The sequence below is a fragment of the Streptomyces sp. 549 genome (assembly GCF_030124175.1).
In the GTDB taxonomy this organism is placed as follows: Bacteria; Actinomycetota; Actinomycetes; order Streptomycetales; family Streptomycetaceae; genus Streptomyces.
The window spans coordinates 23640-40418 of sequence record NZ_JASKMT010000023.1; the positions used below are offsets into that span (position 1 = coordinate 23640).

Sequence of the window (16779 nt, forward strand, 5' to 3'; positions counted from 1 at the left end):
CGGACCGGGGGCGGGGCGGGTGACGGGCGGGCGGGGGTGGGCGGCCGGGAAGGCCGCCCACCCGCGGCCACCCCGGCCTACTCGGTCGCGATGGCGTTCAGGACGTTCATGCGACCTGCCCGGAAGGCCGGCACCAGGGCGGCGACCAGTCCGACGAGCGCGGACCCGGCGAACACGGTGAGGATCGTCGGCCAGGGGATCTCCAGCGTGGTGAAGCCCTCCAGCGCCAGCAGCTGCTGGGCGGCGGTGCCCCAGCCCATGCCCAGGCCGAGACCGAGCAGGGCGCCGAAGAGCGCGATGACGACCGACTCCAGCCGGATCATGCGCCGCAGCTGGCGGCGGGACAGGCCGATGGCGCGTATCAGGCCGATCTCGCGGGTCCGTTCGACGACGGACAGCGCCAGCGTGTTGACCACGCCGAGCACCGCCACCACGATGGCCAGCGCCAGCAGGCCGTAGACCATGTTCAGCAGGCCGCCGATCTGGTCCTGGAGCAGCTGCTTGTAGTCGGCCTGGTCCCGCACGGTGTACTGCGGGTAGGGCTCCAGCTCGGCCTTGAGTGCCGCGTAGGCGGCCTCCTCCTGGCCCTCCTCCGCCTTGCCGAACATCATCACGTTGAGCGGCATCCGGTCGTCGGGCACGTACTTCGCCGCGGTGTCGATGCTGGTGAACATCGCGCCGCCCTCCAGGCTGGAGGAGGACGTGGTGATCGCGCCGACGGTGAGCTGTGCGGGCTCACCGCCGGGGAAGCCGACTCCGACGGTGTCGCCGACCGAGAGGCCGTGCTCCTTCGCGAAGTCCTCGTGGACGGAGAAGCTGTCCGGGCGGTAGGCGTCCGCGAGGGCGCCCTCGACGGTCTCCACCCGCACGTCCTCGGCGTACGACGGGGACGCGGCGACGAGGTCGACGGTCTCCTTCGCGTCGGCGGGCAGGGAGAGCTTCACGCCCTGGAACCACCGGTACTCGGTGACGTGCGCCAGTCCGGGCGTCTCCTTCAGCGCGTCGGCCACCTGCGGGGTGATGGGCTGCATGGTGTCGCCGGCGACGATGAAGTCCGCGCCGACGGACTTGTCCAGCTCGTCGGAGGCGGAGGCCACCAGCGAGGAACCGACCACGGACAGCCCGGCCACCAGGGCCAGACCGATCATCAGCGCGGCACCGGTGGCCCCGGTGCGACGCGGGTTGCGCAGCGCGTTGCGCTCCGCGAGGCGGCCCACAGGGCCCCACATGCGCAGCACGACGAGGCTGAGCCCCTTGACGACCAGCTGCGACAGCAGCGGGCCGATCAGGATGAACCCGACCAGGGTGAGCACGATGCCCAGCCCGAGCAGCATCGAGCCGGGCCCGGCCTCCTCGCTGCGGGTGACGGCGAACAGGGCGCCCGCCCCGGCGAGCGTCAGCACGCCGCCGATGACGCCCCGCACCCAGCCGGCGCTGCCGTCGGAGCTGGTCCCGGCGTCGCGCAGCGCCGCCATCGGCGGCACCCGGCCCGCCCGGCGGGCCGGCAGGTACGCGGCCAGCACGGTGACGAGCACGCCCAGCACCACGCCGACCACCGGGGTGGTCCAGGCGATCGTCAGGTCGTCGGTGCTGAGGTTCATGCCGACGAGGCCCATCAGTTCCATCAGACCGACGGCCAGTCCGACGCCCGCACCCACGCCGAGCGCCGAACCGATGAGGCCCAGCAGCAGCGCCTCGATGAGCACCGAGCGGTTGACCTGCCCGCGTCCGGCGCCGATGGCCCGCATCAGGCCGATCTCCCGGGTGCGCTGGGCCACGAGCATGGAGAAGGTGTTGACGATGAGGAAGACGCCGACGAGCAGGGCGATGCCGGCGAAGCCGAGCAGCGCGTACTTCATGACGTCGAGGAAGCCGCCGATGTCGTTCATACCCTCGGCGCTGAACTCCTCCTTCGTCTGCACCTTCCAGTCGCCACCGATGGCCTCCGACACGTTGCGCTTGAGCAGGTCGTCGGTGACGCCGTCAGCGGCGAGCACCGCGACGTGGGTGTAGACGCCGGAGGAACCGAGCAGTTTCTCCTGCGCGGTCCGCTCGTCGTAGTAGAGGACGGCCGCGCCGGGGTTGGTCATCTGGAAGGTGGCTATGCCGGAGATGCGGGAGGTGAAGTCGCCGTCGGTGGTGATGGTCCGCAGTTCGTCGCCGAGCTTGAGGTTCTTCTTGTCGGCGGTGTCGGCGTCGACCATCACCTCGGTCGGGCCGCGCGGCGGGTGGCCGGAGGTGACCTTCATCGTCTTCAGGTCGAGGTCGGTCCAGTTGGAGGCGACCGTGGGCGCGCCCGTGGTCGGTCCGACGTTGTTGTTCTCCGCGTCGACGACCGTCACCGACAGGCTGACGGTGAGGCCGAAGGCCTTGCCGACGCCGTCGGCCGCGGCCACCTCGTCGACGACGTCGGCCGGCAGGGTCTGCGGGCGGCCAGTCATGGGCTGCTCGGCGTTGTGCCCCTCCTCCTCGGGTGCGCTGACGGTGACGTCGGCGGAGGAGTCGGCGAACAGCTTGTCGAACGTGGTGTTCATGGTGTCGGTGAACACCAGGGTGCCGCAGACGAAGGCCACGGACAGCACCACGGCGAAGCCGGAGAGCAGCATGCGGCCCTTGTGCGCGAAGAAGTTGCGCAACGAGGTTCTGACGACGGTCATGACACCCGCCCGAAGGTGTCGAAGGCCTTCATGCGGTCGAGCACGGCCTCGGCGGTCGGGCGGGACATCTCGTCGACGATCCGCCCGTCCGCCAGGTACAGCACCCGGTCGGCGAAGGAGGCGGCGACGGGGTCGTGGGTGACCATGACCATGGTCTGGCCGAGGTCGTCCACCGACCGGCGCAGGAAGCCCAGCACCTCGGCGCCCGCACGGGAGTCGAGGTTGCCGGTCGGCTCGTCGCCGAAGATGATCTCCGGCCGGGCCGCCAGCGCCCGCGCCACGGCGACGCGCTGCTGCTGCCCGCCGGAGAGTTCGCTGGGGCGGTGCCGCAGCCGGTCACGCAGGCCGACGGTCTCGATCACGCGGTCCAGCCACTCCTGGTCGGGCTTTCGGCCGGCGATGTCCATCGGCAGGGTGATGTTCTCCAGCCCGTTCAGGGTGGGCAGGAGGTTGTATGCCTGGAAGATGAAGCCGATGCTGTCCCGTCGCAGCCGGGTCAGCTTCTTGTCCTTCAGCCCGGTGATCTCGGTCTCGCCGACCCAGATCTGGCCGGACGTCACCGCGTCCAGGCCCGCCAGGCAGTGCATCAGGGTGGACTTGCCGGAACCCGAGGGGCCCATGATCGCGGTGAACGCCCCCCGGGCGATCTCCACGTCCACGTGGTCCAGCGCGACGACCTCGGTCTCACCGCTGCCGTATGCCTTGACGACCTGCCGCGCTCGCGCCGCGACGGCCGTGCTTCCTCCGCTGCCCCCGGTCCTGGGATTTGCTACAGCCGTTGTCACGGTGCCTCTCCTTCGTAGATGTGGGTTCGCCCCCGGTGCCGCCTCCCGATGCGGGTGCGGTGGCTCGTTGAGCCTCCCGCACCCGCCCCGGCCGCCGCGATGGAGTTTCTCGGTGTACTCACCCGGGGGCTGTCCCCACCCCCGCGGCCGACAGCCCCCGGGTTCACGACTCACGCTAGACACCGACGGCCGATCCCTCGTCCTGCGCCAGAACGAGCACGCCACGGACCAACCCCCGTGCTGCCCCCTAGGGGTCATGGCCTCCGGCGGCCCCGCTCCCCCTACGTGGGCCGGTCTCCTCGCTGGTCCGGGCCGGGGTTTCCGGGAGTCCGAGCTGGGGCGGCGGCACGCGGCGGTGCCCGTTCTGCGCCCGTTCTGCGCCCGTCCGACGCGTCCGGCGGACCCGGCGCGGAGCGGGACGGGCGTGACGCCGGTGCCTTACCGGGCGTACCGGGGGGTTACCGGGCGTCATCGGTCCCAGTTCACACGCGAAACGGTAACGAGCCTTCCGCTTTTTTGCTACTTGTGAGTAACGTGCCCTCCTCCCCCACAGCGCCCGTGCCCACCCGCAGCGGAAGAGCCGCACCATGTCCTTCAGCGATCCACCGCGCCACCGCGGTTTCCCCCCACCACCGCCGTCGCGCCTGCCGGAACCACCCGCCACCCACCGCTGGCACGCCGCCCCTCTGGACGGCCAGTCGTTCGGTGCCGGCCGGCCCGACACCGCCTGGGCGGACGCGGCCCGGCCGGACGCCGACCGACCGGCTGCCACCAGGCCGGGCGACGGGCTGCCGGGCGGCGGACCGGGGGACGACGGGCTGCCGCGACTGCGGTCCGCGTACCGGCTGCTGCGGCGCGCGACGACGCTCACCGCGCTCGGCTACTTCGTGCTGTTCCTGCTGCTGTCCGCGTACGCGCCCGACCTGATGGCGACCTCGCTGCCCGGCGGCACCAACCTCGGACTGCTGATGGGCTTCCTGCAACTACCCGTCGCCATGGTCGCCGTCGTCCACTACGAGCGGCTGGCCCGCCGCAACGTGGACCCGCTCGCCGACCACGTCCGCGCCGCCGCCACCCCGGCCGACCCGGTGCCGTCCGCCGGCAGCCGGACCGCTCCCTGGGGAGGCGTCAGGTGAACACCCTCGACAGCTCGGCCCAGTCGCTCTCGCTGGCCATCTTCTGCACCGTCGTGAGCATCAGCCTGCTGCTGTGCATCATGACCAGCGCCGAGCGGGAGGACCTCGGCGAGTTCTACACCGGCTACCGCAGCCTCTCCCCCGTGCGCAACGGGCTCGCCATCGCGGGCGACTACATCTCCGCGGCGACCGTGCTCAACACCATCGGCATCATCGCGCTCACCGGCTACGACGGCCTGACCCTGGCCCTCAGCACCGCACTGTCCCTGCTGCTGCTGATGTTCCTGCTGGCCGAGCCGCTGCGCAACGCCGGCCGCTACACCATGGGCGACGCGCTTGCGCGGCGCTTCAACAGCCGCGCGGTACGGGTCACCACCACCGCCGTCACCCTGCTCGCCCTCGTCCCGATGATCGTCGTGCAGCTGGCCGGCGCCGGGCACCTGGTCAGCCTCATCCTCGGGTTCTCCGGGCAGGGCGTCCGCACCGGCTGCATCATCGTGTTCGGCGTGCTGATGGTCGCCTACGCCACCATCGGCGGCATGCGCGGCACCGCCCTGATCCAGATCATCAAGATCGTCGTCCTGGTCGGGGCCGCCACCACCGTCGCGGTACTCGTCATGAACCGCGTCGGCTGGAGCCCCGGCAGCCTGTTCCGGCTCGCCGAACAGGGCAGCCAGGCCGGCCCCGCGTACCTGCGCTCGGGCATCCAGTTCGGCACCGACACCGTCGGGCGCCTGGACACCATCAGCGGCATGCTCACCGTCATCGCCGGCGCCGCCGTCCTGCCGCACATCACCATGCGCCTGTACACCGCGACGAGCGCGGCGGCCGTGCGCCGCGCGATGTCCGTGGCCATCGGCACCGTCAGCTACGTGGTGGTGCTCATCGCCGTGATCGGCGTCGGCGCCACCGCGCTCATCGGCAGCCGCGCCATCGCCGCCGGCAGCCCGCAGGGCAGCAACGCCATCCTGCAGATCGGCCAGAGCGTCGTCGAGGGCACCGGCATCCTCTCCACGCTTGTCTTCACCGCCGTGGCCACCGCCGTCTTCCTGACCCTGCTGTCGTCGGTGGCGGGCATGACGCTCGCCTGCGCGTCCTCCCTCGCCCACGACCTGTTCGCGCAGGGCGTCCACCGCGGCACCCTGTCACCGGCACGCGAACTGGTCACCGCCCGCCTCGCCGGGCTGGGCGTCGGACTGCCCGCCGTCGCGCTGGCCATCGTCGTCCAGGACTGGTCGCTCCAGGCCCTCATCACGCTGTCCTTCTGCGTCGGCGCGAGCGCCCTGTCGCCGGCCCTGGTCTACAGCCTGTTCTGGCGGCGCTTCACCCGCACCGGACTGCTGGCCACGCTCATCGGCGGCAGCGCCACCGCGCTGCTGCTGCTGGTCTTCTCCACCGTCACCTCCGGCGGCCCGCACGCGCTGCTCAGCGACCGGGACTTCAGCTGGTTCCCGCTGCACACCACGGGCCTGGTCTCCATTCCCGCCGGATTCCTCTTCGGCTGGCTCGGCACCGTCCTCAGCGGACGCCGCGACCAGCACGGCGAGGTCCAGCGCTACGAGGCCGTGGAGGCCCGCATCCTCGCCGGAGCGGGCGCCACGCGCCTGTGAACGGCGGGTTCGGGTAGGGGTGGGGCTAATCCCGTGCGACGTCGGCCCTCGGGGCTCCCGGTCGGGGGTCGTGAGGGCCGACGTCGTCGTTCGGGGCGGGCTGAGGTGGTGGGTGCGGTTCCGAACACCTGGCACAGCTGAAAGCGGAGAGCGACTTCCCCGAGTACCGGCCGAAGAGATGACCAGGACCCGGTACCGGGAACCTGCGGCCCGTCACAACGGCGGGCCCTGTTGGGGGGCGACGACGCACAGACGTACGGTCGCGGCTTCGACAGCGATCCCAACGGCGCAAGGGCAGCACCGCGATGACGGTTCAACCCCACCGACCGGGCGAGCGCACCGACGATCAGGGGTGTCCGCGCTGGATTCTCGCTGTGCCGCTCACCCTGTTCAAGAGCCTGACGGGCCGGGATGGCTCCAGCAGTGGTCCAGCAGTCCCCGGATAGTCGGTCAGGTGGCGAACTTCGCAATCCGATGTACAAAGAGCCCCGAGATGTCGTATCGTGGTCAGGCTTCTGCGCCGGAGGTCTCGGCAGCAGCGCCCGATTTCCTGTTCCTTCTGCGTCGATCTTGAGGTGACGTCCTATCAACCAGGCCATGTAGTCGTCCGTGTTCCCCACGTGCTGTCTTGTCGCACGTGTCCGGGGGCGGACGTCGCGCTGGCCTGAGTTGCGTCACCCTTCCCCGCAGTCTTCCTTCCCGGGTGCAGCTCTGCCGTCTGCCCCGGGTTCTGCGCTTTCCGGCCCCGGTGCGGCTGTCGGCAGGGCTCCCCGATTCCTTTGGATCAGGAGTTCCCGTCGTGTCTTCCTCCGCGCTCGACAGCGAGCCAGAGCACACCACCCAGACCTCGAACCACCCAGCACCCCACCACCCGAGAATGGCCTTGGCGGCCCGGATCGCCCTCCTGGTGCTGCTGACCGCCGAGCTCATGGACATCCTCGACCAGTCGGTCGTGCTGACCGCCCTGCCCGCGATCCAGGAGTCGACCGGCGCCGGACCGGCCGCATTGCAGTGGCTGACCACCGGCTACTCGCTGCCCGTCGCCATCGGGCTGATCACCGGCGGGCGCCTCGGCGACCTCTACGGCCGTCGCAGGCTCCTCCTCATCGGCACCGTCGTGTTCACCACGGCCTCACTGCTGTGCGGCCTCGCCGCCGGCCCGGGCGTGCTGATCGGAGCCCGCGCGCTCCAGGGCGTGGGAGTGGCCCTGATGATCCCGCAGATCCTGGCCACCCTCCACGTCACCTTCGAAGGTCGGAACCGCAGCAAAGCGTTCGGCCTCTACGGGGCGGTCCTCTCGATTGCCAACGTCCTGGGCCCGGTGATGGGCGGCCTGCTCACCGAGGCCGACCTGTTCGGGCTGTCCTGGCGGCCGATCTTCCTGGTCAACGTGCCCGTCGGTCTCGCCGTGCTCGTCCTGGGACGCAAGTTCGTCCCCGAGTCGACCGAGAAGAAGGCCAACCGGCCCGACCTCACCGGCATGGCGCTGTCCGCACTGGCCATCGTCCTGATCATCTTCCCGCTCACCGAGGGGCACCTCCACGACTGGCCGCTGTGGTGCTTCGCCCTGCTTGGTGCAGGTCTCCTCGTCCTGGCCGTGTTCCTGCGCCACCAGCGGCGCAAGCAGGGCAACGCCCCGCTCGTGCCCCTGTCCCTCTTCCAGGGGCGGCAGTTCCCCGGCGGCACTGCCGCGCAGCTGATGCACGGCCTGCTGTGCGGGCTGTTCTTCATGACCTGGACGCTGTACCTCCAGCGGGCACTGGGCATGAGCCCCTTCCAGGCGGCCCTGGCCTTCGTCCTGCTCTCCGTTGGAGAGCTGGCCGGCGCGACGATCGCGGCGAAGAGTGCGGGGCGCTTCGCCCGACGCCTTCCCCAGACGGGAGCCCTCATCACGATCGCTGCGACGGTCGGCTACGGACTCCAGATCGCCGCAGGCCAGGCGGACCTGACCCTGCTGGGGATGACCGTTCCGGTGGTACTGATCGGCTTCGGCCTCGGCATGGTCAGCGGCCCGCTCGCCGACATGTCGCTCGCCAAGGTTCCGCACGACGATGCCGGGGCCGCCTCGGGTCTGTTCAACACCGCCATGCACCTGGGCATCGCCCTGGGCACCGCGCTGACCGCCCTGGTGTTCTTCGCCACCACCGACGGCTCGCCCGACGCCGACCTCAACCGCGACGCGTTCATCACCGTGCTGTGGTGGGTCGGCAGCCTCCTCGCCCTGATGTGGGCCCTGATGTTCTGCCTGCCCAAGAAGGCCGACAACCAGACCGACTGAGCCACTCCCGGGTCCCGGCCGCGACGTCGGCCGGGACCCGGGCCCTCAGCCTTCCTCGACCTCGCCGTCCTCGGCGGCATCGGGGTACCGGCAGGCAACCGCCTTCCGTCCGCCCCGCCACAGAGCCTCCGTCCCTTGGCCGCACGGGGGGCCGTGCCACGCTCTGTGGCACGCCCACGAGAGCTTGCGAGATTTCCGTGGGTGTGGAGGAACAGTCGATAGGGCCCCGGGTCCCTGGCAGGCGAACGTGTCTATGCGTCGCGCAGCACTCTGTCGGGCGGGAGGCGTCGTGCGTAGTACAGCGGGAGCAGGGCGCCGACCACCAGGGCCACACCCGGTAGGGGAAGCAGCATGGCAGCGGTGGGCAGGTGGATGGCGGCCGGTCCGGTCGACACGGTGACGGCAGCCAGGCCGAGCACGATGCCGGTGAGGGCAGCGATGGTGCCGATGATGAACAGTTCGAGGGCGAGAAGGCAGAAGATCCGGGTCTCGCTGAACCCGAGTGCTTTCAGCAGGCCGATCTCGTTCATACGGGAGCGCACGCGCTGTGTGCCCATGGCGAGTCCGAACAGGGCGGCCAGGACGGTCACCGCCCACAGTGCGGTCGTGCCGGCGGTCTCCAGCAGCGACAGTGTGGGCGACAGGGCCTGCATCTGGGCGGCGACGCTCGCGGCGTAGAACCCGGCTTGGCGCAACTGCTGCTGCACCTCGCGCACTTTGCTGGCCGAGGCGACCTCTACGTGGGCGTTTTCGAATCCTTCGGTGGCGAAGAGCTCTTTCACGGTCATTGCCTGGGACTCGGCGTGCAGCGTGGCGGCGACGTCGGGGTGGACGTAGGAGGTGCCCGGGCCGTCCAGGTTTCCCATGGAGTCGTCGTGTACGGCGGTGACGGTGAAGCGGAGCTCTACGGGCTCCCCACCGTGCAGATCCTCGTTGCCGTCCTTGTCGGTCTCGATACGGTCGACAGGGGTGTGCAGGACGACGATGTCGCGCCCGAGTAGCCGGGCGGCGGACAGCCCGGCGAATCCGTCAGGCAACACGATCTGATCGGGCTTGAGAGAGGAGGGCGCCTCGGTGTCCTGCTGGGTCACCAGCGGCGGGTGTGCGGCGGTCCAGGGCAGCAAGGTGAGCATACGAGGGTCGTCCCGCTGCTGATCATCCGCCAGATAGACCTCTGCGCCGCCCCCGTCGTACGGGGTGACCTTGGTGACGCCAGGAATGGCGGCGATCTCGTCGATGCGCTCACGGGTGAGCGGGGTGCGGCCTTCGGGCGTGGTGGCCCACACACTGATCGTGCGGAGCCTGCCGTCGCCGGTGTCCAGGTCTGTGGCAGTAGCGCGTGCCTCGTGTACGGGGCCGCGGGCCAGAACGACGAATCCGACCAGGAGGGCGAGGAACAACGGCATCGCCCAGTGGCGGCGCAGGGAACGCAGCACCTCGCCGCGAATCAAGGGCGCTTCGGTCACGACAGTTCACCTTCCCGCAGTTCGATGGTGCGCGTCGCGATCGTCCCGAAGGCGCCGTCATGGGAGGCCACAAGGACCCCTCGCCCTTCGGCCGCCATCTGTGCCAAGTGCTTGCGTACCAGGTCGCCGGTTTTGTCATCGAGTCCGGCTGTGGGTTCATCGGCCAGGAGCAGCTGGGGGTCGTTGATCAGTGCCCGCGCCAAGGCAACGCGCTGCGCCTCGCCCCCTGACAGCAATGCGGTGCGGTGTACTGCCCTGTTGGCCACTCCGAAACGGTCGAGCAGCTCCGCGGCAGCGGTGAGTGCCTCGGCACGGTGGGCCAGCGAAGGCAGCGCCACGTTCTCGACCGTGTTCAGTGCGGGGAAGAACACCGGCTTCTGGAAGACGAACCCGATGCGTTCGCGCCGGGTACGCGCTGCCTGGGCGTCTGCCAGGCTACTGCTGCCGCATACCCGCACAGCGCCGCTGGTGGGTTCCGCCAGCAGTCCGGCTAGCGAAAGCAGCGTGGTCTTGCCAGTGCCGGAGGGTCCGCGCAGCCACACCACCTCACCGGTTGTCACAGTGAGTGAGATGTCCCGCAGCACGGTCAGCGGGCCTGGGAACTCCTTGGTCACGGAGTCGAGCTCCAGCAGATTCACTACGGGCTCACCAGCCCGCTTGAGAAACCTGCCCATGTCTCTTTCAGAGCACACACGTCAGCAGAGGGAAAGGGTCGGTAGAACTCTTTGATGCCGTCACATCCGCGTGAATCGTCGAGCCAGGACCTAAGCTTTTCCGGCACCTCGTTCGCACCGATCCCGTTTCCCGGCACCTGGCTTGCCGCAACAACCTCGCCGAATTGGGTGCCGCTGTCCGGAGACTTCAGAAATTTCCCGGATTCCGACACCTGTTTCTCGAAGTGCTTGAGCACCTCGTCCTTGTTCGCCAAGTAGGGGGCGAGGGCCAGCGTCTGCCAGGCGTGATAGCGATCTGTTCGGTTCTCGACCTCGAAAAGGTCGGCTTTCAGTGGCGGGATTTCGTCGGCGTATCCGAGCCGCTCCAACATCTGAAGCGCAAGAGCTGCACCCTCAGCGTTCATCTGTGTGACGCCTTCGGCAGCCAGACGCTTGAGAGTGCACGAGGCAGATTTCTTCTCCAGCGCCTTGTCGCGCTCATCGGCGATACGGAGGATCGCTGCAGAGAAGAGCTCACCGTCGCAACCCGGCCGCGTGGCGGCGTACCTTCGCACCTTCTCGACCGAGATTACCTCGCTTCCCCGTCGAGACGAGTCCGCCAGCGCGGCGGCGAAGTACATCGCGGTCACGTCATGGACCACTCCGTCGTCCTCATCCCGGTCGACAGGAGCTACGGGCGAGTAGACGCCGTCCGCGACGCGGAACCGATCAAGCTCGTCCACCACACGCTCCCAGTCGGACGTTGTGGCACAGCCGCTCAGAAACACTGCGGCAGTCGTAACGAGAACAGCTGCTATACGCCCCGGTTGGGCGCCGAAGCGCCCAACCGGCAGCAGCGCCCCCTTCCGGGTCGCGCTCTTCTCCTTCAACTGGCGGACACGTTGCGGAGAGCCACCCGCGTGAGCGGTGGGGGAAGCCGTCAGCACGAGGGCTCCTGCCGTGACAACCGTGGCGGCTGCCCCAGTGAGGAGACGTGCAAGCGTGCCTTTCCTGATCACTCAGTGATCTCTCCGTGAGATATCGAGCTCCATCGACGCGGGACTGGATTCTGCCAGGCCGTCATTTCGGGAGCGATCCGCCTTGGCCGCCGGCAGAGGTGGCCGTCCCCTGCCTCGGCGTACTCTTTCTCCCTTTGCGACCTGAGACCATCAACAGTCGGACATACACACGCATCAGCGTCGTGCGTAAGGTCAGGTCCACCCTGCCAGGTGCTACAGGCCGTCAGGTCCGACCCGGGGAGGAGCTTCCACCTCCTACTTGAGGCCGCGTTCTTGAAATCGCAACAATTTTTCGGAGGAGAGGAGGGGGCCGAGGTGATTCGGGTACTTGTCGTGGACGACGAGGAGTTGGTGCGGGAGGCGTTGCAGCGACTGCTGGATGTCGAGGACGGCATCCGGGTCCAAGTCCGGGAAAGCAGCGGGGCGCTGGACGCCGTGCGGTACACGGCCCCCGATGTCGTCCTCCTCGACGTCGTGATGCCCGCGCCCGACGGGCTCACCCTGCTGGCTTCGATACGTGAGCTGCCCGACCCGCCGCCCGTCGCGATGCTGACCACCTTCGACGCCTCCGACCAGCTGGAGCTTGCGTTGCTCGGCGGCGCGGCCGGTTTTCTGCTCAAGGACAGTGCGCCCGCGCTGCTGGCCCAGGCGGTGCGGGTGCTCGCCGCCGGCGGGGTGATCTGCACTCCCGGCGGCAGCCACGCCGTCCTCGCCCGTCACCTCACCGGCCGGCCCGTACCGGCACCCGTGTCCGCACTCGCTGAGCCGCCGCTTCCCGAGCTCACCCGGCGGGAACGTGAGGTGCTCACCCTCATCGCCATCGGCCTACCCAACGCCGACATTGCCGAACAGCTGGCCATCGGTGTCACCACCGTGAAGACCCACATCACCGCGCTGAAGCGAAAACTACGCGCGTCGAACCGAGTCGCCCTCGCCACCGTCGCCCAGCGGGCCGGGCTGGCGTGAGCGCCCTCTGGTGAAGGCGGATGACCGACAGCCGTTCCCGTAACCGCCGTCGCAGAAGCCGTCGCCGCACGGGAATGGGCCCCGTCATGGACGTTCGTAACGAGGACTGCCCTCCGGCGTTCAGCCCGGCAACGTGACGAGCCTCGACGTCGCCCCCTTCCCGGGCGGTGCGGCGGGGGAACGGCTGGGCGGGCCCTGAACCGCCGCACGGCGCCCGCGGGGCCCATGGCCGGACATGCGGAAGGGCCCCGGTCGTCGCAGACCAGGGCCCTTCCTCGTACTCGCTCCCGAGGCAGGAATCGAACCTGCGAAGACCAGATTCAAAGTCTGGCTGCCCATGCCAGCAGAGCAACTCGGGATGGCGGAAACAGCCTACGCGTTTCGGCGATCAGCCTCCAACATCCGGTGCGCGGCAGGTATCCCGCGCTCCCGCTGAGCGCGGTGCGCGCCCGTCGGGAACGCGGTGGCGGCCGGTCGTAGTCTGGTGGCCATGACCGAGACGGGGGAAGTCGATCGCGGCCGGGAGCGGCGGGCGGTGCTGTGGTGGCCGCGCCGCCGCAGCGTGGTGCTCGACGTGGCCCTGGCAGCGGTGTCCGCGCTGGAGTGCGCCGCGCAGGGCGTTCCGTTCGCGCAGGAGGCGGGCATCCCGACGGCTGCGGGGGTGCTGCTGGGGGTGCTGGTCGGCAGCACGCTGGTGCTGCGGCGGCGGGTGCCGATCGCGGTGGTGCTCGTCGCCATCGCCGTCATCCCCGCGCAGATGGGTTATGTGCTGGCGACCGTCGGCCTCTACACCCTCGCCGCGTCCGAGGTACCGCGGCGCATCATCACGCTGCTCGCCGGGATGGAGATCACCGGCATCTTCGTGATCGCCTTCATCCGGATGCGGCAGAGTAGCGGGCAGGAGGAGCTGCCCGGCCCGATGTGGTTCCTGGTGCTGGTCGCGGCTCTGCTCGCGCTGGTGGCGACGGTCCCGCCCGTGCTGCTGGGCCTGTACGCGGGGGCCCGGCGGCGGCTGGTGGACGCACTGCGCGAGCGCGCCGACGGGCTGGAACGGGAGCTGTCGCTGCTCGCCGACCGGGCCGAGGAGCGAGCCGAGTGGGCGCGCAACGAGGAGCGCACCCGCATCGCGCGGGAGATGCACGACGTGGTGGCGCACCGGGTCAGCCTGATGGTGGTGCACGCCGCCGCCCTCCAGGCCGTCGCGCTGAAGGACCCGGAGAAGGCGGCGCGCAACGCGGAGCTGGTCGGTGACATGGGCCGGCAGGCGCTGACCGAGCTGCGCACCATGCTGGGCGTGCTGCGCGCGCACGAGACGACCACCGTGCCGACGCCGCCGGACAGCGGCGGACGCCCGCTGGAGCGGGTCGCGCAGGTCGCCGCTGCCGCCGCCCGGCGGGAGGCGGCGGAGGGGCCGGGCCTGGCGGGGGTTCCGCGCCTGGTCGAGGAGTCGCGGGCGGCCGGCACGCCGGTGGAGCTGTCCGTGGAGGGCGGCACCCGGCCGTATCAGGCGGCGGTGGAACGCACCGCGTACCGGGTGGTGCAGGAGGCCCTTACCAACGTGCACAAGCACGCGGCGGGCGCGGAGGTGCGGGTGCGGGTGGCGCACCGGCCCGCCGAGGTGGCGGTCCTGGTGGAGAACGGGGTGCCCGCGGCGGGCGGCGCGGACGCCGGGCTGCCCAGTGGCGGCAACGGGCTGGTGGGGATGCGGGAGCGGGTGACGGCCCTCGGCGGCGGCTTCGTCTCCGGGCCGACGGCCACCGGGGGCTTCCGGGTGTCGGCCGTCATCCCCGACCGCGGCTGAGCGGTCCCGCCGCCCGCCACCCGCTGCCCGCCACCCGCCGCACAAGCCGTCGGCCGCACAAGCCGTCGGCCGTCCCGCGTCACCCCGGCCGTGCCGGGCGTGCTCGCCCCCAGCCGTAGCGGGCGACCTCAGCCGCGGCCGTACCGGATGCGGGTGGGCAGGGTGCCGGTGACGAGTGTGGTGAGGGCCGCGTCGAAGTGCGGGCCCACGTACCAGTCGCCGCTGTGGTCGATGCTGTAGACGCGCCCCTCCGCGTCGATGGCGAGCAGCGCGGCGCTGTCGCCCTCCTCGCCGAGCGGGGCGATCTCCGTCCCCAGGGCGCGGCCGAGGTCGGTGAGGGTCCGGGCCCAGTGCAGTCCGTGCACCGGGTCGATGCGCAGCTCGGCCGGGGTGAGGTGCCGGCCGGGTTCGGTGGGTGTGAGGTGCAGCGCGCCGAACTCCGCCCAGGCCTCGACGGCGGCGGGGAAGACCGCGTGCCGGTGGCCGGTGGGCGAGACGTGGGCGCGCAGGCTGTCCGCCCAGACCTCGGCCTGCCTGATGTCCCAGCGGCCGGGCTGCCAGCCGGCGGAACGCAGGACCGCCTCGACGGGTGCGGCGAAGCGAGCGCTCATCGGGTGGCGTCGGGGTCGACGGTCCGCACCCCGAAGTGGGCGAGCAGCGCGGTGCAGGACCGGCAGGGCGGTGCGAAGGTGCCGTGCAGCGGGTCGCCGTCCTCGCGGAGGCGGCGGGTGGTGATCTTGGCGTGCTTCAGGGCCCGGCGGGCGTCCCCGCCGGTGAGGGGTTTTCGTGCCGCGCGTTTGGAGCGGCCGGCCTCGGCGTCGGCGAGGTGCCGGGAGAGCAGCAGCGCCTCGGGGCAGCGGCCGGTGTGGCGCTCGCGGCGGTCGGTGGTGAGCGTGTCGAGGAAGTCCTGCACCAGGGGGTGCAGCTGCGGTGGCTGGTCGGACTTGCCCGCGGTACAGGTGAGCGTCTTCCCCCGTACGGAGAGGGCGGCGGCGACGGTCGGCATGATGCCGTCGCGTCGGTGCTGCGCCAGCGGCGCGCTGCCGTCGGCGGTGGCGAACCAGTCGACGCGGGGGTCTCCCGAGTGTTGAGCGGTGTGCATGGTGGTGCTTCCTCCCCGTACATCCCCCGTGTGCGAGATCAGACTTTGCCAAACATTGCGGGTGTTGTGGAAGTCGGCTGGCCCGTGGGGCATCTCGCAGTGCCGGGAACGCGGCGTTCCGCCGGGTCCCGGACGTAACCGGAACGGGTGGTTCGGGACGGGTTCGGCAGGGCCTGCGCAGGGGTGCCAGGCGGTGCGGACAGCCGTGCGGACGGGGGTGCGGGCGGCGGTGTCCGGGCGGGTGGGGAACGGGGCCGCCCGGGGCGGGTGGGGTGGTGGGGGTCTCGCTTAGGCTGTGCGGAACAGCCAGATGCACCCAGGGAGCACCGTCATGACTACAGGTCGGCTCGGGCAGCAAGCCGCGCCGCCGAACACGGCCTACGCCGGGCAGGTCGTGCACTTCCCGGACCCGGTCCGGGCGGCTCGCTACCCCGGTGGGCTGCGGATGGACGGCAGCGGCTTCCCCGACTTCTCCCCCTACGCGCGGGCCGCGGCGGAGATCGCGGAGCCCCCGGAGGGCTTCGGCGTCGACGAGTTGCGGCTCACCGACTACGTGTCGGCGAACGCGGCCCTGCACGCGTCCGGGCACGAGCTGTGGGCGGAGCTGCCGCCGGTGGCGACGCCGCACGGCTGGACGTGGCACCACGTGCCCGGCGGCCGGCGGCTGGAACTGGTCCCGGTCGAGGTGAAGGCGCTGCTGCGGCACCACGGCGGGCTGGCCACGGCGGCCGTGGAGCACGGCAAGCGCGGCACCCGGCCGCTCCAGGAGACGCGCCCGGTGCACTTCGAGGTGCCGCACGGCGTGGCGGTCGCCGAGGAGCACGTACTGCACGTGGAGGAGGCCCTGGGCTACCGGCTGCCGGGCGCCTACCGGGCGTTCCTGAAGGCGGCGGGCGGCTGCGCGCCGGTCGGGGTGGCGCTGGACGCCGAGCTGGGCCTGCTGGTGGACCAGCCGTTCCTCACCGTCCGCGACGAACCGGCGGTGAACGACCTCGTCTACGTCAACAAGTGCCTGCGGGACCACCTGACGAAGGACTTCCTCGGCGTGGGCTTCGTACAGGGCGGCCTGGTCGCGGTGCGGGTGCGCGGTGCGGACGCCGGCTCGGTGTGGTTCTGCGCCTACGACGACGCCCGGGACCGCGACGGTCTGGGTGTGGAGGAGCGCATGTCGGAACTGCTGATGCCGTGCGGCGAGGACTTCGACGCGTTCCTGCTGCGGCTGGCGGGCAATCCGCCGGAGCTGGAGACCGTGGCCAATCTGATGGTGGACGGCGGATTCGCCCGCGCCGTCCCGGTGGAGGGGTGA

At 70.7% G+C, this 16779-nt stretch carries 13 protein-coding genes and 1 tRNA gene; 6 read left to right on the forward strand and 8 right to left on the reverse strand.

Going from position 1 to position 16779, the window contains the following annotated elements; translation table 11 throughout:
• Positions 1 to 77: 77 nt before the first annotated feature.
• Both QNO07_RS21635 and QNO07_RS21640 read right to left on the reverse strand, forming a co-directional pair.
• Positions 78 to 2657 carry an ABC transporter permease gene (locus QNO07_RS21635; protein ID WP_283993890.1) on the reverse strand — a complete coding sequence of 860 codons (2580 nt, stop codon included), beginning with the start codon at positions 2655 to 2657 and terminating at the stop codon, positions 78 to 80.
• Positions 2654 to 3442, reverse strand: a complete 789-nt coding sequence (locus QNO07_RS21640; protein ID WP_283993891.1) for an ABC transporter ATP-binding protein — start codon at positions 3440 to 3442, stop codon at positions 2654 to 2656. The genes QNO07_RS21635 and QNO07_RS21640 overlap by 4 nt, the downstream gene beginning before the upstream one ends.
• A 587-nt stretch (positions 3443 to 4029) precedes the next feature.
• Between QNO07_RS21640 and QNO07_RS21645 the strand changes: the two genes are divergently transcribed.
• The 3 genes from QNO07_RS21645 (at position 4030) to QNO07_RS21655 (ending at position 8466) form a co-directional block, all read left to right on the forward strand.
• The gene (locus QNO07_RS21645) at positions 4030 to 4578 is read left to right on the forward strand and encodes a DUF485 domain-containing protein (protein WP_283993892.1); all 549 of its coding nucleotides are present in this window, start codon (positions 4030 to 4032) and stop codon (positions 4576 to 4578) included.
• Positions 4575 to 6188, forward strand: coding sequence for a sodium/solute symporter (locus tag QNO07_RS21650; RefSeq protein ID WP_283993893.1), 1614 nt, complete (start codon positions 4575 to 4577; stop codon positions 6186 to 6188). Before QNO07_RS21645 ends, QNO07_RS21650 begins: the two co-directional genes overlap by 4 nt.
• 799 nt (positions 6189 to 6987) lie before the next feature.
• Complete coding sequence (locus QNO07_RS21655) at positions 6988 to 8466, forward strand: MFS transporter (protein ID WP_283993894.1); 1479 nt, start codon at positions 6988 to 6990, stop codon at positions 8464 to 8466.
• 251 nt (positions 8467 to 8717) lie between these two features.
• Here QNO07_RS21655 and QNO07_RS21660 read toward each other — a convergent pair whose 3' ends face one another.
• From QNO07_RS21660 to QNO07_RS21670, 3 genes are read right to left on the reverse strand one after another with little or no spacing between them, the layout of a single operon-like run.
• A complete protein-coding gene (locus tag QNO07_RS21660; RefSeq protein WP_283993895.1) occupies positions 8718 to 9932 on the reverse strand; it encodes an ABC transporter permease in 1215 nt (404 codons plus the stop codon).
• Positions 9929 to 10570 (reverse strand): ABC transporter ATP-binding protein, encoded by a 642-nt coding sequence (locus QNO07_RS21665; protein ID WP_283993896.1) that lies wholly within the window; start codon positions 10568 to 10570, stop codon positions 9929 to 9931. The genes QNO07_RS21660 and QNO07_RS21665 overlap by 4 nt, the downstream gene beginning before the upstream one ends.
• Positions 10570 to 11328, reverse strand: a complete 759-nt coding sequence (locus QNO07_RS21670) for a hypothetical protein (protein WP_283993897.1) — start codon at positions 11326 to 11328, stop codon at positions 10570 to 10572. The genes QNO07_RS21665 and QNO07_RS21670 overlap by 1 nt, the downstream gene beginning before the upstream one ends.
• Before the next feature lie 591 nt (positions 11329 to 11919).
• Between QNO07_RS21670 and QNO07_RS21675 the strand changes: the two genes are divergently transcribed.
• Complete coding sequence (locus tag QNO07_RS21675) at positions 11920 to 12570, forward strand: response regulator (protein WP_283993898.1); 651 nt, start codon at positions 11920 to 11922, stop codon at positions 12568 to 12570.
• A 284-nt stretch (positions 12571 to 12854) separates the two neighbouring features.
• Here QNO07_RS21675 and QNO07_RS21680 read toward each other — a convergent pair.
• A tRNA-Gln gene (locus QNO07_RS21680) sits at positions 12855 to 12929 on the reverse strand.
• Between the two features lie 131 nt (positions 12930 to 13060).
• Here QNO07_RS21680 and QNO07_RS21685 point away from each other — a divergent pair.
• On the forward strand, positions 13061 to 14371 hold the full coding sequence (locus QNO07_RS21685) for a sensor histidine kinase (protein ID WP_283993899.1): 1311 nt from the start codon (positions 13061 to 13063) through the stop codon (positions 14369 to 14371).
• A 128-nt stretch (positions 14372 to 14499) separates the two neighbouring features.
• Here the strand turns inward: QNO07_RS21685 and QNO07_RS21690 are convergent, their stop codons facing one another.
• Entirely contained in the window at positions 14500 to 14982 is a 483-nt protein-coding gene (locus QNO07_RS21690) for an SUKH-3 domain-containing protein (protein ID WP_283993901.1), read from the reverse strand.
• Positions 14979 to 15473 (reverse strand): YwqJ-related putative deaminase, encoded by a 495-nt coding sequence (locus QNO07_RS21695; RefSeq protein WP_283993902.1) that lies wholly within the window; start codon positions 15471 to 15473, stop codon positions 14979 to 14981. The genes QNO07_RS21690 and QNO07_RS21695 overlap by 4 nt, the downstream gene beginning before the upstream one ends.
• Before the next feature lie 331 nt (positions 15474 to 15804).
• On the opposite strand from QNO07_RS21695, the gene QNO07_RS21700 reads away from it, so the two are divergent.
• Entirely contained in the window at positions 15805 to 16779 is a 975-nt protein-coding gene (locus QNO07_RS21700; protein WP_283993903.1) for an SMI1/KNR4 family protein, read from the forward strand.

Excerpts from the sequence above, each read along its gene's own strand:
- QNO07_RS21685 (WP_283993899.1), top strand. The coding sequence starts at position 13,061 with ATGACCGAGACGGGGGAAGTCGATCGCGGCCGGGAGCGGCGGGCGGTG.
- QNO07_RS21645 (WP_283993892.1), top strand. The coding sequence starts at position 4,030 with ATGTCCTTCAGCGATCCACCGCGCCACCGCGGTTTCCCCCCACCACCG.
- QNO07_RS21695 (WP_283993902.1), bottom strand. The coding sequence starts at position 15,473 with ATGCACACCGCTCAACACTCGGGAGACCCCCGCGTCGACTGGTTCGCC.
- QNO07_RS21635 (WP_283993890.1), bottom strand. The coding sequence starts at position 2,657 with ATGACCGTCGTCAGAACCTCGTTGCGCAACTTCTTCGCGCACAAGGGC.
- QNO07_RS21700 (WP_283993903.1), top strand. The coding sequence starts at position 15,805 with ATGACTACAGGTCGGCTCGGGCAGCAAGCCGCGCCGCCGAACACGGCC.
- QNO07_RS21690 (WP_283993901.1), bottom strand. The coding sequence starts at position 14,982 with ATGAGCGCTCGCTTCGCCGCACCCGTCGAGGCGGTCCTGCGTTCCGCC.